This window comes from Sphingomonas sp. J315 (assembly GCF_024666595.1).
GTDB lineage: Bacteria > Pseudomonadota > Alphaproteobacteria > Sphingomonadales > Sphingomonadaceae > Sphingomonas.
Window position 1 is genome coordinate 1,609,776 of sequence record NZ_CP088296.1, and the last position, 23,155, is coordinate 1,632,930.

Annotated in this window: 29 protein-coding genes, 1 tRNA gene and 1 pseudogene; 17 read left to right on the forward strand and 14 right to left on the reverse strand. The window is 66.0% G+C overall.

Annotated features, from left to right (window positions below):
* Positions 1–53: 53 nt before the first annotated feature.
* From LRS08_RS08220 to LRS08_RS08230, 3 genes are all read left to right on the forward strand, one after another.
* Positions 54–410: a hypothetical protein gene (locus LRS08_RS08220; RefSeq protein ID WP_257844121.1), complete on the forward strand. Its 357-nt coding sequence runs from the start codon at positions 54–56 to the stop codon at positions 408–410.
* Between the two features lie 85 nt (positions 411–495).
* Positions 496–738, forward strand: a complete 243-nt coding sequence (locus LRS08_RS08225; protein ID WP_257844120.1) for a hypothetical protein — start codon at positions 496–498, stop codon at positions 736–738.
* 11 nt (positions 739–749) lie between these two features.
* Positions 750–1,196 (forward strand): hypothetical protein, encoded by a 447-nt coding sequence (locus tag LRS08_RS08230; RefSeq protein WP_257844119.1) that lies wholly within the window; start codon positions 750–752, stop codon positions 1,194–1,196.
* 171 nt (positions 1,197–1,367) lie between these two features.
* Here the strand turns inward: LRS08_RS08230 and LRS08_RS08235 are convergent, their stop codons facing one another.
* Positions 1,368–1,580: a hypothetical protein gene (locus LRS08_RS08235; protein WP_260481554.1), complete on the reverse strand. Its 213-nt coding sequence runs from the start codon at positions 1,578–1,580 to the stop codon at positions 1,368–1,370.
* A gap of 30 nt (positions 1,581–1,610) precedes the next feature.
* On the opposite strand from LRS08_RS08235, the gene LRS08_RS08240 reads away from it, so the two are divergent.
* The 9 genes from LRS08_RS08240 (at position 1,611) to LRS08_RS08280 (ending at position 5,951) form a co-directional block, all read left to right on the forward strand.
* Positions 1,611–2,006: a hypothetical protein gene (locus tag LRS08_RS08240; RefSeq protein ID WP_257844116.1), complete on the forward strand. Its 396-nt coding sequence runs from the start codon at positions 1,611–1,613 to the stop codon at positions 2,004–2,006.
* Positions 2,007–2,196: 190 nt separating this feature from the next.
* Complete coding sequence (locus LRS08_RS08245) at positions 2,197–2,697, forward strand: NAD(P)/FAD-dependent oxidoreductase (protein ID WP_260481555.1); 501 nt, start codon at positions 2,197–2,199, stop codon at positions 2,695–2,697.
* A complete protein-coding gene (locus LRS08_RS08250) occupies positions 2,681–3,142 on the forward strand; it encodes an NAD(P)/FAD-dependent oxidoreductase (RefSeq protein ID WP_260481556.1) in 462 nt (153 codons plus the stop codon). Before LRS08_RS08245 ends, LRS08_RS08250 begins: the two co-directional genes overlap by 17 nt.
* Positions 3,143–3,158: 16 nt before the next feature.
* Positions 3,159–3,356, forward strand: a complete 198-nt coding sequence (locus tag LRS08_RS08255; protein WP_257844113.1) for a hypothetical protein — start codon at positions 3,159–3,161, stop codon at positions 3,354–3,356.
* 78 nt (positions 3,357–3,434) lie between these two features.
* A complete protein-coding gene (locus LRS08_RS08260; RefSeq protein WP_257844112.1) occupies positions 3,435–3,620 on the forward strand; it encodes a hypothetical protein in 186 nt (61 codons plus the stop codon).
* Between the two features lie 83 nt (positions 3,621–3,703).
* Complete coding sequence (locus tag LRS08_RS08265; RefSeq protein WP_257844111.1) at positions 3,704–3,943, forward strand: hypothetical protein; 240 nt, start codon at positions 3,704–3,706, stop codon at positions 3,941–3,943.
* A gap of 221 nt (positions 3,944–4,164) precedes the next feature.
* The gene (locus tag LRS08_RS08270) at positions 4,165–4,611 is read left to right on the forward strand and encodes a hypothetical protein (protein ID WP_257844110.1); all 447 of its coding nucleotides are present in this window, start codon (positions 4,165–4,167) and stop codon (positions 4,609–4,611) included.
* On the forward strand, positions 4,604–4,774 hold the full coding sequence (locus LRS08_RS08275; RefSeq protein WP_257844109.1) for a hypothetical protein: 171 nt from the start codon (positions 4,604–4,606) through the stop codon (positions 4,772–4,774). The genes LRS08_RS08270 and LRS08_RS08275 overlap by 8 nt, the downstream gene beginning before the upstream one ends.
* On the forward strand, positions 4,749–5,951 hold the full coding sequence (locus LRS08_RS08280; RefSeq protein WP_257844108.1) for a tyrosine-type recombinase/integrase: 1,203 nt from the start codon (positions 4,749–4,751) through the stop codon (positions 5,949–5,951). The genes LRS08_RS08275 and LRS08_RS08280 overlap by 26 nt, the downstream gene beginning before the upstream one ends.
* A gap of 24 nt (positions 5,952–5,975) precedes the next feature.
* Here the strand turns inward: LRS08_RS08280 and LRS08_RS08285 are convergent.
* Positions 5,976–6,066: transfer RNA gene (locus LRS08_RS08285), tRNA-Ser, on the reverse strand.
* 87 nt (positions 6,067–6,153) lie between these two features.
* Between LRS08_RS08285 and LRS08_RS08290 the strand changes: the two genes are divergently transcribed.
* The gene (locus tag LRS08_RS08290) at positions 6,154–7,011 is read left to right on the forward strand and encodes a peptidylprolyl isomerase (protein WP_257844106.1); all 858 of its coding nucleotides are present in this window, start codon (positions 6,154–6,156) and stop codon (positions 7,009–7,011) included.
* Between the two features lie 3 nt (positions 7,012–7,014).
* Here LRS08_RS08290 and LRS08_RS08295 read toward each other — a convergent pair whose 3' ends face one another.
* From LRS08_RS08295 to LRS08_RS08310, 4 genes are read right to left on the reverse strand one after another with little or no spacing between them, the layout of a single operon-like run.
* Complete coding sequence (locus tag LRS08_RS08295) at positions 7,015–7,635, reverse strand: ABC-type transport auxiliary lipoprotein family protein (RefSeq protein ID WP_257845468.1); 621 nt, start codon at positions 7,633–7,635, stop codon at positions 7,015–7,017.
* A 5-nt stretch (positions 7,636–7,640) separates the two neighbouring features.
* Positions 7,641–8,612 carry an MlaD family protein gene (locus tag LRS08_RS08300; protein ID WP_257844105.1) on the reverse strand — a complete coding sequence of 324 codons (972 nt, stop codon included), beginning with the start codon at positions 8,610–8,612 and terminating at the stop codon, positions 7,641–7,643.
* Between the two features lies 1 nt (position 8,613).
* Positions 8,614–9,426 (reverse strand): ABC transporter ATP-binding protein, encoded by an 813-nt coding sequence (locus tag LRS08_RS08305; RefSeq protein ID WP_260481557.1) that lies wholly within the window; start codon positions 9,424–9,426, stop codon positions 8,614–8,616.
* Positions 9,426–10,529 carry an ABC transporter permease gene (locus tag LRS08_RS08310; protein WP_257844104.1) on the reverse strand — a complete coding sequence of 368 codons (1,104 nt, stop codon included), beginning with the start codon at positions 10,527–10,529 and terminating at the stop codon, positions 9,426–9,428. The genes LRS08_RS08305 and LRS08_RS08310 overlap by 1 nt, the downstream gene beginning before the upstream one ends.
* 100 nt (positions 10,530–10,629) lie before the next feature.
* Here LRS08_RS08310 and LRS08_RS08315 point away from each other — a divergent pair, with 100 nt between their 5' ends.
* On the forward strand, positions 10,630–11,304 hold the full coding sequence (locus tag LRS08_RS08315; protein ID WP_257844103.1) for an HAD family phosphatase: 675 nt from the start codon (positions 10,630–10,632) through the stop codon (positions 11,302–11,304).
* A gap of 40 nt (positions 11,305–11,344) precedes the next feature.
* Here LRS08_RS08315 and LRS08_RS08320 read toward each other — a convergent pair whose 3' ends face one another.
* The 3 genes and pseudogenes from LRS08_RS08320 to LRS08_RS08330 all read right to left on the reverse strand — a co-directional run bounded on the left by LRS08_RS08320 (position 11,345) and on the right by LRS08_RS08330 (position 17,023).
* Positions 11,345–12,550 (reverse strand): DUF445 domain-containing protein, encoded by a 1,206-nt coding sequence (locus LRS08_RS08320; protein ID WP_257845467.1) that lies wholly within the window; start codon positions 12,548–12,550, stop codon positions 11,345–11,347.
* 106 nt (positions 12,551–12,656) lie between these two features.
* A pseudogene (locus LRS08_RS08325) lies at positions 12,657–15,792 on the reverse strand (efflux RND transporter permease subunit).
* A gap of 10 nt (positions 15,793–15,802) precedes the next feature.
* Positions 15,803–17,023, reverse strand: coding sequence for an efflux RND transporter periplasmic adaptor subunit (locus tag LRS08_RS08330; protein WP_260481558.1), 1,221 nt, complete (start codon positions 17,021–17,023; stop codon positions 15,803–15,805).
* A 251-nt stretch (positions 17,024–17,274) separates the two neighbouring features.
* Between LRS08_RS08330 and LRS08_RS08335 the strand changes: the two genes are divergently transcribed.
* Both LRS08_RS08335 and LRS08_RS08340 read left to right on the forward strand, forming a co-directional pair.
* Positions 17,275–17,535: a GlsB/YeaQ/YmgE family stress response membrane protein gene (locus LRS08_RS08335; protein WP_257844101.1), complete on the forward strand. Its 261-nt coding sequence runs from the start codon at positions 17,275–17,277 to the stop codon at positions 17,533–17,535.
* A 201-nt stretch (positions 17,536–17,736) separates the two neighbouring features.
* Positions 17,737–18,435: an SIMPL domain-containing protein gene (locus tag LRS08_RS08340; protein ID WP_260481559.1), complete on the forward strand. Its 699-nt coding sequence runs from the start codon at positions 17,737–17,739 to the stop codon at positions 18,433–18,435.
* A 77-nt stretch (positions 18,436–18,512) separates the two neighbouring features.
* Here the strand turns inward: LRS08_RS08340 and LRS08_RS08345 are convergent, their stop codons facing one another.
* The 3 genes from LRS08_RS08345 to LRS08_RS08355 all read right to left on the reverse strand — a co-directional run bounded on the left by LRS08_RS08345 (position 18,513) and on the right by LRS08_RS08355 (position 19,508).
* A complete protein-coding gene (locus LRS08_RS08345; protein WP_257845466.1) occupies positions 18,513–18,764 on the reverse strand; it encodes a GlsB/YeaQ/YmgE family stress response membrane protein in 252 nt (83 codons plus the stop codon).
* Positions 18,765–18,914: 150 nt separating this feature from the next.
* A complete protein-coding gene (locus LRS08_RS08350; RefSeq protein WP_257844098.1) occupies positions 18,915–19,214 on the reverse strand; it encodes a DUF1153 domain-containing protein in 300 nt (99 codons plus the stop codon).
* Between the two features lie 99 nt (positions 19,215–19,313).
* A complete protein-coding gene (locus LRS08_RS08355; RefSeq protein ID WP_257844097.1) occupies positions 19,314–19,508 on the reverse strand; it encodes a hypothetical protein in 195 nt (64 codons plus the stop codon).
* 144 nt (positions 19,509–19,652) lie between these two features.
* Between LRS08_RS08355 and mnmA the strand changes: the two genes are divergently transcribed.
* Positions 19,653–20,762 (forward strand): tRNA 2-thiouridine(34) synthase MnmA, encoded by a 1,110-nt coding sequence (mnmA, locus tag LRS08_RS08360; RefSeq protein WP_257845465.1) that lies wholly within the window; start codon positions 19,653–19,655, stop codon positions 20,760–20,762.
* 52 nt (positions 20,763–20,814) lie between these two features.
* On the opposite strand, the gene LRS08_RS08365 is transcribed toward mnmA, so the two are convergent.
* A complete protein-coding gene (locus LRS08_RS08365; RefSeq protein ID WP_257844096.1) occupies positions 20,815–21,714 on the reverse strand; it encodes a hypothetical protein in 900 nt (299 codons plus the stop codon).
* 85 nt (positions 21,715–21,799) lie between these two features.
* Positions 21,800–23,062, reverse strand: a complete 1,263-nt coding sequence (locus LRS08_RS08370; protein WP_260481560.1) for a S8 family serine peptidase — start codon at positions 23,060–23,062, stop codon at positions 21,800–21,802.
* Positions 23,063–23,155: the final 93 nt, after the last annotated feature.

Genomic DNA, 23,155 nt, shown 5'->3' on the forward strand with positions numbered 1-23,155 from the left:
CGCATCCGCGCGTCTAGCCGGCGCTGGGCCGGATAATGCCAAGGAGAATTATCATGCTCGACACCGAACTTCGTGAGCACGACGCCTCGCTCATCACCGTTACGCCGACCGGTGAAGCGGCTGATGCGAACCTGCTGCCGATCAGTCACGAACCTGTCGGCGCGAAGCGCCAAGCACGGGACCTGAAGCCCCTTGTCTGGGCCGGCAAGCTGACACCCGCCCCTGATGCGGCCGCCGTCGCGGACTCGGTCATGCTGTTTGCTGACGATATCCGCGCGGTCGGGATCGACCGGGATGAAGTCGCCTATATCCTCCTCGGCGACCCGCTCGCCCCGGATACCGCTGGCGTCTGGATCACCACGCGCGACCAGGAGGTCGGCGACGCCGCCGTCTTCACCCGCATCATCTGACCAACCTCGACCTGAAGGGCGGGCGGTTCTCGCTGTCCGCCCTTTTAGCCGACGTCGTGTCGGGATCAGAACAAGGAACAGAATTATGTGCTTTGGTGGCACTGCCCTCGTCGATGACGTCCCTGCCATCGCCGACTTCATCCCCGCCGCTGAGCGTCCGGTCGGATCGACTGCCATCGCGCGCGAGCTCGGCGCTCGTCTCGTAGACGAGAATACCGTCGACTGGAGCGACAACGGTTACAAGATCGCCGATCAGCCGTTCCCCGTGTTCATGCTCACGCTCGAAAAGTTCGGGCCGGCCCTCGAGGCCGGATATATCCACGCATAGGGAGACACGTCATGCTCATCTATCGGATGGAGGATGAAGCTGGTCGGGGGCCGTTCTACGGCACGGCTTGGCCTGTGCTGGGGTGGGAGGAGTTCCGCAAGTTTGTTGCGGAAATCACCGCTTCTTCAAGAGCCATCGCGGAGACGTTGAACGACCTTCGATATGGTTCAGCCAGCCGCCGCTGGGAGCGCCTCGAGCGCGATTTCGGTCGCCCTCCGATCTTTGGAGCCCCAGACCTCGAGTGCTTCGAGCGGTGGTTTCCGCTTCGGTATCGTCGCCTCTACGTAGCCGCAGGGTTCCGGCCGGTGGTCTATGACGTCCCGGCCAAGGCCGTCGAAATGGGAACGTCGGAGGCTGAGCGCATGTTCATTCCGGTCGGTCCGAAGCGTCCTCTCGATCCGGAGACCCTCGAGCCTCTTGAGAGCGCCCTCAGCGGGGCCGGGGCGGACTGGCAATGATCCGGTTCCGACTGGAAATCTACGGCCGTCCCGGCTGGTTCCGTCCCGGTGTCGAGGCCAGCTATCCCGTCGGGTCCGACAGGGAGGCCGTCAAGGAAAACCTCTGGGCAATGCTGCGGTCCTACTCCGGCCCTTTGCGTGAGGGCGAGACGTTATCGCTTGCCCAGGTCCTCACGGCTGAGCCTTCCGGACACCGCTGAGGCCCATCCAGATACTCAACGGCACCCACAACGGAGCCGCATAGGCCGTCCAGATTGGCGCGTCATCGCTGCCGACTACGGCCGCCGTCACGAACAGCACGAGGCCACCGACCGCGGCCGCTGAAAGGATCAGCGTCACGAGCGCGACGAAACCGCTCGTCCACGTCTGAGAGATGCTCCGCATGGGGCGGAGTCTGCCACAAGGAGAAGCACTATGTCCACCGTTCTGGCGGAACGCCTTGGCGTGCGCCTTACACAGGACGGCACGGAGGGCCGCGTCTATGGCGGCGATCCGAACCTGATCCACGTCCCCGACGGTAAGCGCGCCGATCTCGGCAAGGCCCTAGCCACCGACCTCGATCACCTCATGCGCGTTGGTGCGCGCGGGAGGACTCTCCACCAGGCCTCGACTCAGCCGCTCTGTCCGGGCTGCTACATGATCGTCGGGTTCGACATGCTGGTCACTCTGGCGGACCGCAACGGTCAGTCGCGGACCGAGCTGGCCAACTCCATGATCCGGGCGTTCGAGCATCTGCGCGACAACCCGGAAGGTCCGGGGCTGGTCGAAGAGATCGCCGTGGTGCTCGACCCTGAAGAGGAGTCCGTGTGATGGACGCTCTGAGCTCTCGGAACCTCCAAAAATATGGCCTTAGGCGGGGGGGTTTATGACGGAAGCAACGGTCGTCGATTTGTGCTGTTCGACCGGACAGACGAATTGACCGAGGTTCGGCGGGAATACTCTACCAAGTCGGAGCGGGACGCTGCGGCCCTAACCTTGCTCAAAGACAGAGGAGGCGAAGATGCCCATTGATGTCGCCATCATCGGCGGAGGCCCGGCTGGGCTGTCCGCTGCCATCGGCGCTGCCGCCGAGGGCCTTGAGGTCGTCGTCCTTGTCAGCGAGATCGGCGGCCAGGCCGGAACCTCGAGCCGCATCGAGAACTACATGGGGTTCCCCGGTGGTATCTCCGGGCCGGCTCTCGCCGGTCGCGCGCGTCGTCAGGCCCTCAAGTTCGGGGCGACCTTCATCACCTGTCGGGTGGTCGAGGTCGACTTCATCGACGACTGCTTCCACATCCTGACGGCTTCCGGGTCGATCATCCGGGCGCGGTCTGTGATCGTCGCCTCCGGCGCGCAGTACCGACGGCTTGATCCCTCCACCGATTTCGCTCGGTTCGAGGGCAAGGGCGTCCACTATGCCTGCACGCCGAGCGAGGTCCGCCGCAAGTGCCGGTGCGATGACGTGGTCGTGATCGGCGGGGGGCAACTCCGCCGGACAGGCTGCCATGTTCCTGTCGGGTAAGGCCCGGCACGTCCACCTCCTCGTCCGCAAGGATAGCCTTCGCGAGACCATGTCGGTCTACCTTCTCGACCGCATCGAGCGTACGCCGAACATCACGGTCCACTACGGATGCGAGACGGAAATCATCGGTGGCGCCGATCAGGTCGAGACGGTCACCTTCCGGAACCGCAAGACCGACCATCGGACGATCCTGCCGGTCAGTGACATCTACGTGATGATCGGGGCAACGCCCAACTGCGGCTTCATCCACGGGCTCTGCCAGGTGGATGACCACGGGTTCATCGTGACCGACGATTTCTTCCAGACCTCCATGCCGCGGCTCTACGCGGTCGGCGATGTCCGGGCTGGGTCCGTCAAGCGAGTCGCTAACGCGGCCGGTGAAGGCGCGACGTCGATCAAGTGGCTCTGGCAGGCGCTCCACACGCCCAAGCTTGAGACTGCCTAAACCTCAGGAGGGTTCAATGCCGAACATCCTTCACACGCTCTCGGTCTGTCGGGAGCGCATCCATCACCATTCCGAGGCCTGGGCCGGACGTATTCATCTCGTCTATTTCGCGGCGGTCGCTGTCGAGGGACACGGGGTCTACGGCTGGGCCGCCCTAGTGTGCCTCGGGGTCGGCCTCGCGGCCGAGTCGACGGGAGCCTCCAATGCGCGGTGAGCTCGTCGTCTTTGTCAGCTACCTGATCCTGCTCGCCGGGATCGCGGTCGCCATGCACGCCATGAAGCGGAGGCAGAAATGAGGATCGCAGATCGAACTTATCTGGCTGCGTGCCGTGTCCATCGGCCGACCACGCATGGCCATTATCTGGGCGTGAAGGTCGCCGTGACGGGCTGCGTTCTGGCCGCCTTGCTCGCCCCCGAGGGTATCCAACTCCCTCTCGCCGTCGGCGCCAACTTCCTCTGGATTTGGCTCGAGCCCTGAGTTCTCCGTGGCAGGAGCGAGCCGTCTGTTGAGCACTCGCTCCGGGCGGCCCTTTGCCCATCAGTTGCAGAAAGGAGCCTATCATGGCGATCTATGACGTTGAAGTCCCCACCTACCTCCGGGTCCGCATTGAGGCGGGCAGCGAGGAGGCCGCGCGCTCCGGCGCCGAGACCTTTGTCGAGGAGATTTCGACCCATCCGATGATACACGGGAGTCTTCCGGTCGGACCCGAGACCTTCGTCGTTGAGACCCAGCTCCTCACGCTGGACGACACCGAGGACGCCGAACCTGACATCTATCCGGTCTCTCTGATGGATGCATAAAAGCCACGGAGGACCGCAGAATTTTCAGCGGTTGCGGGGTGCGATCTTGCAATGTAGGAAATTTCTTAGTCAGTTCTCCTCTTGTTCCACTACGGGCGAGTCGTTGACTTGTCCCGGTAGCGTGACTATCCTTCTCTAGGGGTTGTCACGTTGCAATGACAGCGAGTAGGAGTTATCTATGATGATGACGGGGCGGGATCACCGCGATAAGGAGACCCACTATGACGGCGGAAACGGCAATGGCCGCGCGCCAAGCGACAGGGGCCACGATGAAGACTTCAAGAAGCTCGCTGAACAGACACGTCGGCGAATTGGCCGGGTCCTCGGCCTTCCTGATGTACCTAGCTGATGCCGGCAATGCCCGGCTCAGCCTCAGCCAAGCCGCCTTCTTCTTTCTGGCGGCGACCGGCGCGATCCGCGGGGTTCCCTTGACGCTCTTCCAGATCATGGAAGGCGCCGGCTCGGATGCCCTCGCGAGAAGCGTGAAGAACACCTACAAGGTGTTCCTCGAGCCCTCGCCGCGGAACCCCAACGGTCTCGGTTGGCTGACCCGTGAGATCAACCCGGATGACGAGCGCGAGAAGCTCTTCACCCTGACGCCGAAAGGCGAGGAAGTGGTGCGCGCTGCGCTCCTGGCGATGGCGCCCCTCGACCGGGCCAATGCGTGAGGTGGCGATAACGCTTCCGCTGGACGTGGTCGAGCGGCTCATTGAGCTCGCGACCCAGGTCGCGATCCCTGGAGAGAGCGATATAGTCCTAATTGATCTTGCCGAGCGCGAGGTCGCTCAAATCAAGGATATGCTCAATGGCAGCGCCTCAGCTCAAGACTAAGCCTTCAGGCATCCATTACTGGGAGTTTCTCGACGAGACCGGCGCACGCCGCCGGGTCTCAACGAACACCCGCGACCTCGCCAAGGCGAGGGCGATGGGAAAGGACATCGTGCTCGGGATCGCTCCTCAGACGTCGACTCAACGGTCACGTTCCGGGGACGGTACGGTTACCATGCAGAACCTTTTCGACCGCGCTGAGAAGACCGTGTGGGCGCCGGGCGAAGCCAAGAGCCAAGGGACCATCCGGTCTAACCTGAAAATCCTAGGCCGCCTCATTGGTCACGAGGTAGTCTCCGCGATGAACTACTCCCGCCTGGAACGGCTGGTCGAGGAACTTCGCGCGATGGGCTATGCTCCCGGCACGATCAAGCGCAAGATGGACATGGTCTCCAAGGCGCTCCGGATGGCGACCATCTGGACCGACGACAAGGGCCGCCCGCTGCTGGTCGCTAAGCCGACCATGCCGGCGATCCGCGTGGCTAACCTGAAGGACCGCATCCTCGAGCGCGATGAGGAGCTCGCTGTGTTCCTCGCCATCGAGAAGCGACGGACCGAGGAGCCCGGCCGCCAGTGGTGGCGCTTCGAGCGGCTCATCCGGTTCCTGCTGGATACCGGGGCGCGCCTCGGAGAAGCCCTCGGGATCGGCCCGGACGACATCACGGACCTCAACGGTCGCCGCTACGTCACCTTCGCCCGCTACAGGACGAAGAATGACAAGCCCCGCACGCTCCCGCTGACCGCGGCGGTGAGCGAAGGGCTCGACGAGCTCGGCCGACAGCTCGCCCAGCGGAAGGGTGCTTGGCGCTACTTCCCGATCTCCGAGGGGACCGCATGGTACATGTGGGACAACATCCGGGAGGACGTGAAGGCCGCCGGGTTCAGCATCGACGACGTCACGCTTCACACGCTGCGGCATACGTGCCTGACGCGCCTCGCCCAGGGCGGGATGGGCCTGCTCCAGCTTCAGCAATGGGCCGGCCACTCGGACCCGAAGATCACTGCGGACCGCTACGTCCACCTTCGGCCGAACGATCTCGTTGGCGGGCTGGACATTCTCGAGTCGTCGAATGGCGGAACCGCGCCAATTCGAGCGTCCGATCCCGACAGTCCCGCTAACGTGACTTTCACGGATACCGGTGCTAAGCGCGCCAATCCCGGCACATCCTATCTCAACTAAGTGATTGGTTTTGCACGAGAATAGTGGCGGAGCGGGAGGGATTCGAACCCTCGATACGCTTTTGGCGTATACTCACTTTCCAGGCGAGCGCCTTCGACCACTCGGCCACCGCTCCGCACCGCTGGAAGCGCGCTGCCTAGAGATTTGCCGGTCGCTGCGCAAGCGCGTTGCACAGGCGCGCTTGGCGTGACAGCTTGGGGCAATGCTGACCCTCATCCTCGCGCTCGCGCTTCAGACCCCGGCACCCGCCCCTGCTCCAATGCCCTCCGATCCGATCGCGGCGGACTGGCGCGACATTCCGGCGGATGAGCTGCTGGTGATGACGTTGGGCGACGGCAAGCAGGTAGTGATCCGCCTCGCCCCGCGTTACGCGCCGGTCCATGTCGCCAATATCCGCAAGCTGGCGACGGCGGGCTGGTGGGACGCGGCGCGCGTCTATCGCGTCCACGACAATTATGTCGTGCAATGGGGCGATCCGACCGAGAAGAAGCCGCTGCCTGCTGGTGTCATCGCCCAACCGCCGGCCGAATATGACTGGCCGCGTTACGACGCGGTGACGCGACTGACCCGCACCGATCCCTATTCGACCGCCACCGGGCACAGCGCCGATGGCTGGCCGCTCGCGACCAACGGCACGGTCGCGTGGATCCCGCATTGCTATGCCATGGTCGGCGTCGCGCGCGACCTGGCCCCCAGCACGGGCAGCGGGGGCGACCTCTACGCCGTGATCGGGCATGGCCCCCGCCATCTCGACCGCAATATCGCGATCGTCGGACGGGTGCTGGAAGGGATCGAGCATTTGTCGGCGCTGCCCCGCGGGACCGAGGGCGGGCTCGGCCTCTACAAGGAGGCGAGCCAGCATGTGCCGTTCATACGCGGGCGACTCGCCAGCGACCTGCCCGAAAGCGAGCGCCCGCGCTTTCAGTATCGCGCCGCCGACAACCCGCGCTTTGTGGCCTGGGTCAAGGCACGCGAAAACCGTCAACCGCCCTTTTTCAACCTGCCCTCGGGCGGCGCGGATATCTGCAACGTCATGCCGCCGGTGCGCCGGGCGGAGTAGAAGCTATTTTCCGACCCAGTCGGCGACCTCTCCCGCCACGCGGTTCGCCGCCTGATTGAGCGCAGCCCCCGCAGCAGCCGGGACGATTTCCGCCAGCGGCACCCGTGCCTCGAACCGGCGCTTTTCGAACGTCAGCGCGGGGCGTGTGCCCTCAGCTGCGGCCCGGCGGTCGCGCACCAACGTCGCCTCGTAGACCACCACCGCTTCGTTCGTATCCGCGTCGATGCCGAACTGGCGCAGCTCTCCGCCCAGCCGCGCGCCGGGGTCCGACAGCGATTGACGCATGCCGAGCACGACGCGCCCGGTTCGCACCGAGATCGTATCGCCGAGCATGCGCGCGAACATGCGGTTGGGTGCCTCCACCCATTGCGCATCCTTGAGATAGGCGACCGCAGTATCGCCGCTGCGCACAGGTACGCGGGTCACCGCAAGCTCCTGCGGCACCGACGGGACCGCGACGGCGATCGAGCGCGTCGTCGCGGAACTCACCGTCTGGCCGGTCGGCATCGTGGCGTCCGCCTCCAGCTTGAGCAGCGAGGGCGGCGGTTCGGCTCCGAACTTGATGCACCCGCCGAGCGGGAGTGCGGCGAGCAGGACGGGGGCGAGGAGGAGCTTGCGCATCATCGGGCTCACTTCTTCTTGGGGTCGTAGTCGGGCAGCTTGGGCGATCCGATCAGCGATCCGGCTCCCTCGCGGTCGATCTTTTCGGCAACCGAGGCCAGCGCCGCCGTCATCTGGCGCAGATCCTGGATCAGCTGGTTGATCTCGGGCAACGTTCTGGTCGTGACCTCGTCGATCCCGCCATCGGCCTTGCCCAACGTGCGTTCCAGCGCCTTCATGCTCTTGTCAGCCGACTCGATCGCCTTGCGGAAATCCTTCATCGCCGGCCCCACCTCGTCACCCAGCACGCGGTCGGTGGTCCCGGCAAGGTTGCCGATCTGCTCGGCCGCCACGCCCGCCTTGGCGACCGTGGTGCGCAGTTCGGCGAGTGTCGCGCGCATATCGGGGGCGCCCTTGGCCAGCTCGCCGGTCAGCCGCTCGGTATTGGCGAGGATGCCGCTGATCGACGCCTGGTTGCGGTCGGACAGCAGCTCGGTCAGCCGCTCGGTCAGTGTCGACAGACGCTCCAGCAGACGCGGCGCGGAGTTGAGCAGCGCGCCAAGACCACCCTGTTTGGTCGGGATCACTGGCACGCCGAGCGGACAGACGCTGCGCGGGTTGGCATCGGGGCAGACGATCGGCGGCGCATCCTTGACCGCGCCATCGAGCTGGATCCGGCTAACCCCGGTGAATCCGACGCCCTGGATCGTTGCGGTCGTGCCCTGAAGGATCGGCACGTCGCTGTTCACCGCGATGCGGACGCGCACCAGGCTGGGGTCTGGCTTGAACAGCCCGATTTCCCGCACCTGTCCCGCCGGCACGCCCGAAAACGCGACTTCCGACCCCTTGTTCAGCCCATCGACCGCCTGCTTGAAGAAGATGTCATATTCCTTCTCGCTGGTCGTGTTGACGCGGGCGAGCCAGACGGTGAACAGGGCCAGTACGGCGAGCAGGATCAGCACGACCGCGCCGACCAGCACATGGTTTGAGCGTGTTTCCATCCTAAGTCCCCATGGCCCCGGCGCGTTCTGCGCTCGCCACCGCCGCGCGTCCGCGCGGTCCGTTGAAATATTCCTGGATCCACGGATGGTCCAAAGCGAGCAGCTCGTCGATCGTTCCCACCGCGATCACCCGCTTGTCGGCCAGCACCGCGACCCGGTCACAGATCGCGTAGAGCGTATCTAGGTCATGGGTGATGAGAAACACCGTCAGGCCCAATGTCTGCTGCAGCGAGCGTGTGAGTTCGTCGAATGCGGCCGCTCCAATCGGGTCAAGCCCCGCGGTCGGCTCGTCGAGAAACAGCAGTTCGGGATCGAGCGCGAGGCTGCGCGACAGGCCCGCGCGCTTCTTCATCCCGCCCGAAAGTTCGGCGGGATATTTGGGGCCGGCATTTGGGGGCAGTCCGGTCATGACCACCTTGTACGCCGCAATTTCAGCGAGCAGCTGCTGGTCGAGCTGGGGGTAGAATTCCTTGAGCGGAACCTGGACATTCTCGGCCACGGTCAGCGTCGAGAACAGCGCGCCGCCCTGAAACAGCACGCCCCAGCGACGGCGAATCTCGATCGCCTGCTGTTCATCGGCATCGAGCACCGATTCGCCAAACACATGGACCTCGCCCGCGTCTGGCTGTTGCAGCCCGATGATCGACCGCATCAGCACCGATTTGCCGGTACCCGACCCACCGACTACCCCGAGAATCTCGCCGCGCCGCACATCGAGGTCGAGATTGTCGTGGACAGTTTGCTCGCCAAAGCTGTTGCGCAGGCCGCGCACGCGGATGATCGCCTCTTCATCGTCGAATGTCGGGGCGGTCATCAGTTCCACCCCACTTCGGTGAAGAACACCGCGAAAAAGGCGTCGAGCACGATGACGAGGAAGATCGCCTGAACCACGGCGGTGGTGGTGCGCATGCCGACCTGCTCGGCATCGCTTTCCACCTGCATCCCCTGATAGCAGCCGGCGATGGCGATGATCGCACCGAACACCGGCGCCTTGACCAGGCCGACATAAAGGTCGGTGATCGGTACCACTTCGCGCAGCCGCTGAACAAAGGTGATCGGCGGAATGTCGAGCGCGATCCAGCACAGCAGTCCGCCGCCGATCATGCCAAGCAGCGAGGCGTAGAAGCCGAGCAATGGCAGCATCAGCACCGCCGCGATCACGCGCGGCAGCACCAGCGCCTCCATCGGGTTGACCCCGATGGTGCGCATCGCGTCAATCTCTTCGGTCAGCTTCATCGTGCCGAGCTGCGCCGCAAAGGCCGAGCCCGAGCGGCCGGCGACCATGATCGCGGTCATCAAGATGCCGAGTTCGCGCAGGGTGATCCGGCCGACCAGGTTGATCGTGAACACTTCGGCCCCGAACTGGCGCAGCTGCACCGCGCCCTGTTGCGCGATGACGATGCCGATCAGGAAGCTCATCAACCCGATGATGCCGAGCGCGGAGACGCCGACCACTTCGAACCGGTGGACGGTCGCGTGATAGCGAAAGCGGCGCGGGTTCGCGATCACGCGTCCCGCCGCGACGGCAGTCGCACCCATGAAGCCCAGCAGGCCGTACATGGTCTGGAACGCCTGGACGACCGCCTCGCCGATCTCCGCGAGCAGCTGCGCGAATGCGCCCATCGGCTTGGGCGGGCCTTCGATCGGGTGGTCCGCCTGGGCGACGTGGTCGAACAGCAATTGCTGATTGGCGTCGAGCCCGGTCACCTGCGCATCATGGTCGCGCGCGAAGCGGTGGATCAGCCAGGCGCCGACCGTATCGATCCGCTCGATCCCGCGCATGTCGAGCGTGCGCACATCGCCTTCGACCGCACCGAGCCGGGTCGGAAGATCGCCGATGCTGCGCAACGACAGGTTGCCGCTGAACCGCAGCGCTCCCTCGGCCGTGTCATGCTGGAAATCGGCTGGCGCGCTCATCGCAACCATCCATCGTTGATTCGGGCTGGAACGGCAAGCACCTGCAGGTAGAGGATAAGATATGGACCGAACCAATTGCGGACGGTCAGGAAAGGTTCCGATGCGCCGCCTCGCCATTTACGACATGGACAAGACGATCACCCGGCGCGCGACCTGGACGCCGTTCCTGATTCATGCGGCGAAAACGCGCGCGCCGTGGCGGCTGGCGCTGCTGCCGCTCGCCGGGCTGGCGAGTCTTGCCTATCTGGCCAAGGCGATCGACCGCGCACGGCTGAAGGAGATCACCCACCGCCTGATGATCGGCCGCGCGATCCCGCCCGCGGACCTGATGGCGGTGGCGGAGACCTTTGCCGACGATATGGCGAGCACCAATCTGTTCGCCGACGCCCGCGCCCGGGTCGAGGCGGATCGCGCGGCGGGGTGGGAGCCGGTACTGGCGACCGCGAGCCATGGCTATTACGCTGAGGCGATCGCCGCGCGGCTGCACGTCGGCACGGTGATTGCCACGGCCGCGCGGCGCGATGCCGACGGTAATGTGCTGGCGGGGCTTGAGGGCGAGAATTGCTACGGCCCGGCCAAATTGCGTCTGATCGAAGCGTGGATGGCGCGCGAGGGGATCGCGCGGGAGGACGTTCGCGTGCGCTTCTACAGCGACCATGTCTCCGACGCGCCGGTTCTGGAATGGGCGGACGAGCCGTTCGCGGTGAATGCGCATGGCCCGCTGCGAAAGTTGGCGGCGGCGAAGGGATGGGCGGTGCTGGACTGGGAGGGGTAGCCCCAAAACTCTCTCCCGCCAGGGGGATGTTTGGGGTGCCTTACAACACAATGTGCAATGTGTGCAGCGTCAGCCCGACCAGGCCCCCCACCAGCGTCCCGTTGATGCGGATATATTGCAGGTCCTTGCCCACCGCATTTTCGAGCCGCCCGGTGATCGTCCGTGCGTCCCAGCCGCGCACCGTGTCCGACACCAGTCGGACGATGCCGTCGCCATAGTCGGCGGCGGTACCGACAGCGGCGCGGCGGACGAAGCGGTTGATCATGTGGCTGAGGCGCGGGTCGCTCTGCAGCGTCTGCCCAAGCTGGCGCAGCGCGTCGCCCAGCTTGCCGGTCAGCGCCGCATCGGGATCGCGCGCGACGCGGAGCAAAGCCGCGCGGCCCTGTTCCCACATGCCGTCGATCCAGCGGGCGAGCGCCGGATTGTCGAGCATTTCAGCCTTGAATTCCTCGACCCGCATTCGCGTCGGGATGTCGAACTGAAGGTCGAAGGCGAGCTTCTCGAGCCCCTCCTCCACCTTGGCGCGCAGCGGGTGACCGGGATCCTCGGCGACATCCGACACCAGCTTGTACAGCCCGTCGATGATCGCATTGGCGAGCGTCTCGTCGAGCCCGGTCCAGCGCATGATCGATCCCGCACGCTCGTGCACCATCTTGCGGATCAGCGCCTCGTTCTGATCGATGATCTTCGCCAGCCAGCGCAGCATCCCGTCCATCAGCGGCAGATGCCGCCCCTCCGCGATCGCAGCGCCCAGTGCCTGGCCGAGCAGCGGAGCAATGTCCGTCTGGCGCAGACGATTGCCTACCGCGCCCTTGATCAGACCGCCGAGTTGATCCTTGTCCAGCGATTCGAGCATCGATGCCGCCATGCGCGATGCGCCGCGGCGCAGCCTGCCCGAACTCTCCGGCGGCTGGGCAAGCCAGCGGCCGGCAGCTCCCGCGACATCGATATTGTGCATCCGCCGCGCGACGACGCGCGGGATCAGGAAATTGTCGCGCAGGAAATTGGCCAGCGTGGTGGCGATCCGGTCCTTGTTGCGCGGAATGATCGCGGTGTGCGGGATCGGCACGCCCAGCGGGTGGCGGAACAGCGCGGTGACCGCGAACCAGTCGGCAAGGCCGCCGACCATCGCCGCCTCGGCAAAAGCGCGGATGAAACCCGCCACGGTGTAGTCGGGCTCGTAGCTGCGCGCGACGAAATAAACGAACGCCATGGCCACCAGCAGTCCGGTGGCGAGAATGCGCATCCGCCTCAGGCCGGGCGGGACGGGGTCACGGTCGCGAATCACTGGACCAGAAAGCACGCGGATCGTCGGGTTCATACCCGTAACAATCCGCGTGCCCTGTTTTGGTTCACTCGGCGGGCTCCGGACCCTCGGTTCCGCGATGTCCGATCCGGCCGCCGGGCTGATGGTCGATCGCCGCCGGGCCGTAGGGCTTGTCCTCATCGCCCGGAGTGTAGGTGAGCAGACGGCGGCGCAGACGTGGCCCCATCCACCGTTCCACACCGATCGCCAGACTGAAGCTTGCCGGTACGATCAGCAGCGTCAGGATGGTCGACAGGATCAGTCCGCCGATCACCGTGATGCCCATCGGCGCGCGCCACGAGCTGTCCCCGGTCAGCGAAATGGCCGTCGGCACCATGCCCGCGACCATCGCCACCGTGGTCATCACGATCGGCTGGGCACGCTTGTGCCCGGCGTCGGCGATGGCGGTGAGCTTGTCGACGCCCTTCTCCATCTCTTCCAGCGCGAAATCGATCAGCAGGATCGAGTTCTTGGCGACGATGCCGAGCAGCATGAGGAGACCGATGAACACCGGCATCGAGATCGGCTGGCCAGCGATCATCAGCGCGAGCAGTCCGCCGAGCGGCGCGAGCAGGAGCGAGCCCATGTTCACCAGTGGCGACATGAACCGGCGATAGAGCAGCACCAGCACCGCGAAGACGAGGAAGACGCCGGCGACCACCGCGACGATGAAGTTCTGGATCATCTCCGCCTGCCACTTGGCCTGGCCGACGGTCAGCTTGCCGACGCCGAGCGGAAGATTCTTCATCGTGGGCAGTTGATTGATCTGCGCCATCGCGTCGCCGCTGACCACGCCGGGAGCGAGGTCCGCACCGATCATGATGCGGCGCTGCTTGTTGATCCGGTCGATCCGGGTCGGACCCGCGCCAAATCCGATATCGGCGACCAGGCTGAGCGGCACCGAACCGCCCGACTGGGTCGCGACCGGCAGGTTCTGGATCGTCGAAAGCTTGGCACGGGCGTCTTCGTCAAGCGCCACGCAGAATCGGGATCTGGCGGTCGGAGAGCGAAAATCGCGCGCTGTTCTGGTCGATATCGCCCAGCGTGGCGATGCGGATCGCGCTCGACAACGCGGCCGTGGTCACGCCCATATCGGCAGCCAGGTCCATGCGCGGACGGATGACGATTTCAGGCCGCTTGAGGTCGCCGGTGACGCGGGGGGCGACGACCGTCTTGAGCTTCTCCATCTCCTCCACGATCTTCTGCGCCGTCGCCTGGAGCAGCGCGGGATCCTCACCGCCCAGCGTGATCGTCAACGCACGGCCCGATCCGCCCCAGCCCTGCTGGTTGCGGAATGACACGCGGGCGTCGGGGATCTTTGCCAGTTCCGGGGTCAGTCGCCGTTCGAACTCGTCGCTCTTGAACGGCCGCTCCTCGGCCAGCATCGCGGTGACACGGCCATTGGCGACAAAGGCACGCGAATAGGTGTTGTCGACACCCTCCTGCTTCGCGAGCAGGTCGCGGACGCGATTGACCACCAATTTGGTCTGCTCATGCGTCGTGCCGGGGACCATTTCGATGGTCGCCGTAACCGCGTCCTGATCCTGGTTCGGCTGGAACGTCATCGGCAGCGCGGTGAAGCACCAGATGGTCAGGGCGAAGGACGCCAGCCCGCCCACCACCGCCGACCAGCGGTGGCGCAGCGTCCAGTGAAGGATTTTCATATACTGATCCATCATCCACCCTTCGCCATGGGTGGCGTGGCCCTTCGCCTTCAGGAAATAGGCGGCGATCATCGGCGTCAGCAGACGCGCGACGGCAAGGCTCATCAGCACGGCGGCGACGACGGTCAGGCCGAAATTCTTGAAGAACTGGCCAGAAATGCCCGGCATCATGCCGACGGGCAGGAACACCGCGACGATCGACATGGTGGTCGCAACCACCGCGACGCCGATCTCGTCCGCCGCGTCGATCGACGCCTGGTAGGCGGTTTTCCCCATCCGCATGTGGCGGACGATATTCTCGATCTCCACGATGGCATCGTCGACCAGCACGCCCGCCACCAGACTGAGCGCGAGCAACGTCATCTGATTGAGGTTGAAGCCGAGCAGCTCCATGAAGAAGAAGGTCGGGATCGCCGACAGGGGAATTGCCAGCGCCGATATGAACGTCGCGCGCCAGTCCCGCAGGAACAGGAACACCACGACCACGGCGAGCGCCGCACCCTCGATCAGCGCCCACAGCGCCGATTCATACTGATCCTTCGCGTATTTGGTGTTGTTGAACAACACCTCGAACTTCACCTTCGGGTTGCGCTCCTGCAGCGCCTTTAGCTTCTGCTCCGCTTCGGCGAAGACCGACACGTCGGACGCACCCTTGCCGCGCTTGATGTCGAAGGCGAGCACCTGTTGCCCGTTCCATTCGGCCGAGCTGCGGATTTCCGCATAGCGGTCGCGGACATCGGCGATATCGGCGAGGCGCACGGTGCGCCCGCCGCCGATCGCGATCTGGGTCTGGCCGAGCTGATAGGCATTGGCCGCGTTACCCAGCACGCGCACCGACTGTTCGGTTCCCGCAATTTCGGCGCGACCGCCCGCAGCGTTCAGGTTCACCTGACGCAGCTGCTGGTTCACCTGGCTCGCGGTCAGACCATAGGACTGGACCTTCGCCGGATCGAGGATCACGCGAATTTCGCGGTTGACGCCCCCGATCCGTTCGACCGCGGTCAGACCGGGAACCGACAACAGCTCTTTCGACACCGCATTATCGACATACCAGCTCAGCTCTTCCAGCGTCATGTCGGTGGTGATCGCGGTAAAGCTGGCGATGTCATTGTCGGTGGTGTTGGCGCGGAACACCTGCGGCTCGAGGATGCCGTCGGGCAGATCGCTGCGGATCTGGTTTACCGCCTCGCGCACGTCCTGGACGGCGCGATCGATCGGCGTCCCGATGTCGAGCTGGATGACGGTCTGCGAGCTGCCTTCCTGAACCGTCGACTCGATCTGGTCGATGCCCTGCAGCGCGCGCACCGCCGATTCGACGCGCTGGGTGACCTGCGTCTCGAGTTCGGTAGGGGCGGCGCCCGGCTGGCTGATGACGACGATCGCGATCGGAAAGTCGATGTCCGGATCGTTGTTCACGTCCATCCGCGCGAAGCTGACAAAGCCGGCGATGGTCAGCGCGATGAACAGGACGATCGGCGGAACCGGGTTCCGGATCGACCAGGCGGAGATGTTGCGCATGTCCGTGCCTTTACCGCTTCAGGGTGGTGAGGTTGGGAATAACCTTTTGACCCGGGTTGAGGAACGCGCCGGCGGTCAGCACCACCCGCTCGCTGCCCGCCAGGCCGCTGGTGATCGCGACGCCCGCGTCGGACACTTCACCCGTGGTCACCGCGCGTCGCTCCGCCTCGTCCTTCGCATTCAGGATATAGACGAAATTGCCCTTGGCGTCGCTCTGGATCGCCGACTGGGGCAGCAGCGGGGCGACCGCGCCGCCCGCAGTGATGCGGGCCGAGGCAAAACCACCCGGACGCAGCGCCTTGTCAAAGCTCAGCGCGATGCGTGCGATGCCCTGACGGGTCTGGGGATCGATGATCGGTGACACCTGCCACACTTCGCCGGTGAAGCTTTGCTCCATCCCGACCGGGTTGACCTCGGCGCGCGCGCCGACAGGCACGCGGTGCAAATCCGCCTCGCTCAGCTGGGCACGCAGCTCCATCTGGCCGCCCTGGGCGATGCGAAACAGCGTGCCCGAACCCGAGCTGATGATCTGGCCCGGTTCGACCGCGCGCGTGAGCACGAGCCCGGCCGCCGGCGAACGGATGTCGAGGCGACGGTTGCGCGCCTGGGTTTCCGACAGCTGCGACTGGGCGACGCGGACACGCGCGGCGGCAGCGTCGCGGGTCGCGGTCTTGCGATCGATATCCGCCTTGGACACGAAGCCGCGCGACAAGAGCTGCTGGGCGCGATCCAGTTCCGCCTGGGCGATGCCAAGGTCGGCCTGCGCGACGCGGATGTTCGCCGCCTGCGATTGCGCGGTCTGGCTCTGCACCGACCGATCTACGGTCGCGAGGACCTGACCCGCATTGACCCAATCGCCCGGCTCGACCAGCACGCGGGTCACCATCCCGCCCTCGCCCGCGACGCCGACGGGCATTTCGCGCCGTGCGGCGAGCGAACCGGTGCCCGTGATGACCGAGGTGATCGTGTTACGACCCGGCACCGCAACGGTCACGGTGGGCAGCTGACGCGCCCCGCCCGGCGCGCCCTTGACGGTGCCCGCCGCGCCCGCCTTGGCGGGATCGGCCTTGTCGCCCGCACCGCCCGACGCAAAGGCAAACCACGCGGCCACGATCACGACGAGTGCGATGACCCCCGCGATGATCCACCATTTGCGGCGCGACCGCGTTTCACCCTCACCCGCCAGAGCGAGCCGTTCTTCCCCACCGAACATCCGAGCCTCGTAATTCATGCGCGACCTCTTTTACCCCCCGACGCAACGCCGGCGCGGGTCTTCCCCGTCGCGCTGTATTATCTGAATAAGTCACTTGCCTCAAGGGCAGTTTTACAGTGCGCGCGAAATGCCCGTTTTGGGGAATCGGCGCAAGGGCCGTCGCACGCAAATGGGGGTATTCAGCGACGCGATCATCGGGCAATCTCCCCGGCGCTCCAGCCTGATCGGGGGATGCTGATTGGGGTGAGGGGTCACAACAGGAGGAATACATGCCCGACGGAATTCTCGGTTGGATTCTCATCGGCCTTGTGGCCGGCGTCCTTGGCAAGCTGATCATGCCGGGCAAGGACCCTGGCGGCATCATCGTCACCATCCTGATCGGCATCGCCGGTGCGCTGCTCGCCGGATTTGTCGCGCCATCGATCGGGGTCGATCTGACCAGCACGCTCAACAGCTATATTGCCGCCACTGTGGGCGCGATCGTGCTGCTGGCGCTGTACCGCCTGGTAATGACCCGCCGCGCACGTTGAATTTGGCGCCTGCATTCGGTTTTACTGAAAGCGGTGCCGCCCGCTCCCCCTCCCGGTCACCCGCACGCAATCGTTGATGGGTGGCAAGGGTCGGGGATCGGGCCAGCAGCGCAATGGGCCGTTCAGCCCCCGTTGTTCCGCCCCGCGTCAAGACAGCGGCGGAACATTTTGCTGAAAGGCCCTGAATCCATGATCCGATTGATGACCGTCGCCGCCCTTGCCGCGACGTTTCCGCTCGCCGCTGCGGCGCAGGTCGCCCCGAGCGCGACTGCGGTCGAGGGCACATTGCTCGACGTGGTGGCCGAGGGCCGGGTCAACCGGGTGCCCGATGTCGCGCTGATTCGCGCCGGAGTGGTCAGCCAGGGCGCGACCGCCGCCGAGGCGCTGACCGCCAATGCGCGCCAGATGGCGTCGGTCCTTACCGCGCTGAAGGCAGCGGGAATCGCCGACCGCGATGTCCAGACCGCGACGATCTCGCTCAACCCGCAATATCGCTATGCCGAGAACCAGCCGCCCGCCATCACCGGCTATCAGGCGACCAACAGCGTATCGGTTCGGTTTCGCGACATTGCGCGCAGCGGCACGATCCTCGACGCGCTGGTCAAACAGGGTGCGAACCAGATCGACGGGCCGAACCTGACGATCGATGCCATCGACGCCGCGATGGATGAGGCCAGGGTCGATGCGGTGAAGCGCGCCCGCGCCCGTGCCGAGCTTTATGCCCGCACACTCGGCATGCGGGTCGCCCGCATCGTGGTGGTCAGCGAGGGCAGCGACGGCGATGTCCCCGGCCCGATGCCGCAGATGATGGTCCGCGCCGAAGCCAAGGATTCGACCCAGATCGCACCCGGCGAACAGCAGGTCAGCGCCAACGTCCGGGTCCGCTTTCTGCTGCAGTAACGAAAAGGGGCCGCCCCACTTGGGACGGCCCCTCGTTATCTTTGGTGCACCGCATTCAGCGCAGCAGAATCAAATCGTCAACGCACCGAACCGCGACGGACCAGATTGACGATCGCCAGCAGGATAATCGCGCCAACCAGCGACGACACGAAGGTCATCACGGTGATCACGCTGTTGATCGACCCGCCGAACAACAGGCCACCGATGAACGCGCCGACGATGCCGACGACGATGTTGAGCAGGATGCCCTGCTGCGCGTCGGTACGCATCACCATGCTGGCGAGCCAACCGACCACGCCACCGACAACGAGCCAGACGATAAGTCCCACGAGATCCATGTCTTCCTCCACTGTGACGTCCGCAAGCGGTGCGGACGATGTGGGGCGAAGACGCGCAGGGGCCGAAAATGGTTCCGCCCGCGTTTTGAGGCGCGGGCGGATGGGAGAGTTGGCGATGTGACGCGGGGAAGCCCCCGCTTCTCAATATTTCTGTTGGCGCTCGTACAGCGACTTGTAATGCTGGATGCGCGTGACGCGCAGGCCCGGCATGCCCGACCGGTCGATCGCGCGTTGCCAGCCGGCGAACTCCTCCACCGTCAGGCCATAGCGTTCGCACACTTCGTCGATGCTCAACAGGCCACCATTGACCGCCGCGACGACTTCCGCCTTGCGCCGCACGACCCAGCGGGTCGTTTGGGGCGGCGGCAGCGAATCGAGCGTCAGCGGCTCGCCGAGCGGACCGATCACCTTGGCTGGACGGATCTTCTGGTTCTCAATCATTCTTACCTCGATCAGGGCGGGGGGTCCCCAACTGCATCTGAAGCCCGTCATAACGTCTGCGGATTTCGCTTCGCCTAAACGGCACGGTAAACGGCGCGTTCATTGCCGTTGCCATCGGGTTAGCGTGCGTTCGACCGCCAGGTTGAACGCGCCGTGCGGCGGGGCGAGCAATCCGTGCGCGGGCGTGCGCCGGTCGAGCCGAATCTGCAGCCGTGCAGTCGGGCTCGCCGACTGGCGCACTGCCGCAGTCGCCAGCAGCACCGCGATCGGCGCGACGATGGGCGTCGCCGCCACATCCCGGTCGAATCGGAAGCTCAAATCCACTGGAGCCTGCTGTCATCGGTCGAATCCATTAGACCCCGTTTAGCGACGAAGGCTAAAAGCCCGGTAAATGCAGCGCTTTTGCATCGGCACCGTGAAATCACTATGTGCGCGGCGATGTTCACCGGAGATTTCCAGCTTGCCGGGCCGCTCGAAAAGCGGCGGATCGTCGTTGCCATGTCGGGCGGCGTCGACAGTTCGGTCGTGGCCGCGCTCGCCGCGCGCACCGGCGCGGAGACGATCGGCGTCACGCTTCAGCTCTATGATCATGGCGAAGCGGTCGGACGTGCAGGCAGCTGTTGCGCGGGCCGCGACATCCGCGACGCGCGCGCGGTGTGCGACCGGCTCGGCATCGCGCATTATGTATTCGATCACGAAAGCAGCTTTCGCGAGACCGTGATCGACGATTTCGCCGACACCTATCTTGCCGGCCGCACGCCGATCCCCTGCGTCAAATGCAATATGGGGCCGAAATTCACGGATTTGTTCGCGCTTGCCCGCGATCTGGGCGCCGATTGCCTCGCCACCGGCCATTATGTGCAGCGGGTCGAGGGGCCGGAAGGGCCGGAACTGCACAAGGGCGCCGATCCGGCGCGCGACCAGAGCTACTTCCTGTTCGCGACGACCAGCGCGCAGCTCGACTTCCTGCGCTTTCCTTTGGGCGGCCTGCCCAAGGCCCGGGTGCGCGAAATCGCGGCGGAGATCGGTCTGGGCGTCGCGGACAAGCCCGACAGCCAGGACATCTGCTTCGTCCCCGACGGCGACTATGCATCGCTGGTCAGAAAACTGCGCCCCGAAGCGGATACCGCCGGAGCGATCGTCGATGAGGCGGGCAATAGGCTGGGCGAGCACAAGGGGCTGATCCACTTCACCGTCGGCCAGCGTCGCGGGCTTGAGATCGGCGGCAGCCCAGAGCCGCTCTATGTCCTGCGACTCGACCCGACGACGCGCGATGTGGTGGTGGGTCCGAAGTCGGCGCTCGCGGTCAGCGCCGCGCGGATCGAGGGGCTGAACTGGATCGGCGGCAGCCATAGCGCACCGCTCACCGCGAAGGTGCGGTCGATGGCCCGGCCGGTCCCGGCGCGGCTCGACGGCGACCGGGTGGTGTTCGACGCCCCCGAATATGGCGTCGCCCCGGGTCAGGCGGCGGTGCTCTATTCCGGCGAGCGCGTATTGGGCGGCGGCTGGATCCGCGAGACGGAGCGGGCGGAGATGGTGCCCGCGTAAAGCAAGCGCGACCGGGGCATCGCCCCGGCCGCGCCGCATTCCTGACGCCGGCTTATTCGGGGGTACCGTTGCCCTCGGCCGCCTGCTTTACCTCGCCCTTGCCCATCGCCGAGACGAGCGCGTTGCCGCTGAAGCTGAAATTGTCGGCGGGGATGGTCGCCACCTTGCGTCCCACCGCGACGCCGAGCGATTCGATCTCTCCGCGCGCGTTGCGATTGACGCTGCGCAGCTTGCCGACGACACGGCCGCGCGCATCCTGGATCGGCATGCCGCGATCGAGCGACGGTGCCGCACCGCTATCGATGTCGAGCATGCCTCCGCCCGCGCCGCCAGCCGATCCCGATGCGCCGCCCGAACCGGCAGAGCCGCTTGCCGATCCGCCGCCTGCCAGCGCCCCGGTGACGCCACCGAGATTGCCGGTCGCGCCATGTGCGGCTCCCGCCGCACCGCGCGCGGTGTCGACAGTGCCCCGCGCCCGCTCGCGGGTCCGGCCGACCGCGCCGCGCACATCGTCGGTGCCGATCAGGTCCGCCGATGCACCGCCCGACGCGCTGCCCGATCCACTGCCGCTGCCCGACAGGCCGAAGCTGCGACCGGCGGCGCTGGTCGTGTTATCGACCGCTCCGGCGATACCGCCGCTGGCGCTGCCATTGGCGCTCGCCTTGCCGCTGCGGCGGTCGACCGATTTGTCGACATCGGCCGTTCCCTGGATCGACTTGGTGGTGCGGGTCGTGGTGCGAACCGGTTCGCTGGTCCGCTCACGGACGCGGCCGATGGTGCGGGTGATCGGGCCGTCGCTCGGGCGCGACAGGGTGCCGCCGAGCTGACCGCCGAGGCTGCCGCCCAGCTGGCCGCCGAGGCCACCGCCACCGCCGCCCAGCAACTGCGCCGAAGCGGGCGTCGCGAGCGTGATCGCCGCCATCGCGGCTGCCGAAAGGAACAGGGTCTTCATGGTCGGTCTCCTCTTCAACTTCGCGCCCCTGTCGGGCGCATCCGGGAGGAGAACGGATGGTCTTTCGGCTTTAATCCAAAAAAATTCAGCGCGGTCGCGTGGCGCAGTCGGCGCAGACCAGTCCGCGTCCGAACGCCTTGTCCGGGCCCTTCCTACCCAGATCGCGCGCTTCGCGGTCGAGCGCGGCGATCGCGCCGTCGATGCCCCGATCGAGATGCGCCGCCAGACGCGCCGCCACGAACGGGGCGGCGAAGGACGTTCCGCGCACCGTGCGGGCGCGACCATCGCGCCCGGCGGCGATCATGTCGGCACCGGGCGCCGCATAATCGAGCTTCGTGGCGCGCCCGGCCTCGATCAATGCGCGCCCGCGACCATCCACGCCGGTGACGGCGATCGTGCCGGGATAGGAGGCGGGATAGGCCGGGCGCGACGCGGGACCGTCATTGCCGACCGCCGCGACGACGACCGTCCCGAGGCGACGCGCCGCCGCGACGATCCGCGCGAGCAGCGGATTGGGCGGTCCGACCAGGCTGACCACCACCACCGGCACCCGTCCGCGCGCCATCCAGGCGATCGCCTGACCGATCGCGGCGGCGTTCCCGCCCGCGGGATCATTGCCATAGACATCGGCGACGTGAAGCCGTGCCCCCGGCGCACTCGCGCGTACGCCCGCACCGCCGGTAAGCAGCGAGGCGATCGCGACGGCGTGATCGTTGGCCGCCGGTCCGCCCCGCGCAAAGCCCTGTTGGCGGATCAGGCCGGGCGTGTTCGCCGGAACCCCGCCGTCGATGATCCCGATCTGTGGTCCGCGCGAGGCGCTGTTCGCGGCAGCCCGCACAAACGGCGCAACCGCGACCGCCCCGAGCGATCCGCTGGCGAAATGCAGGCCGTCGGCGGTCACCTCGAGCCCCGGCGCCAGCGCCTCTAGCTGGCGCGTCGCGCGCTTGAGGTTCCAGCCGCCGGGCGTCGCGAAGCGCAGATAGGTGAGGTCGAGATCGTCGAGCGCGACGCGTTCGATCAGACGAAACCCCTTCGCCTGCGCAGCGCGAATGACGGCATCGTCACCATCGATCACGATCAGCTCACCCGCGCGGACCGCATTCCCATCGGCATCCAGTGCGACACGGTCGGGATGACGGCGGGCAAGATCGCTGGCGCGCTCCAGCGGAGCTTGCGCCAGCGCGCGCGCGCCGTCGAGCGTGCGATCCACGCGCGGCAATGCGTCGGTGACGCGGTCGACCGTCCCGCCGAGCGGCGGCAGCGGCGGTATCAGTTGCGCGCTCGCGGGTGCGGCGAGCGCCAACAGGCCAATCCCGGCAGCGGCACGGATCAGGGGCCAGGGCATCATCGCCATGTGACTAGAACTCGAAAAGTTTCTGCGTCATGCTGGATGAAACGAATGGCGGCATCCGTTTCATCCCCGAACGACCGAAAGGAAGCC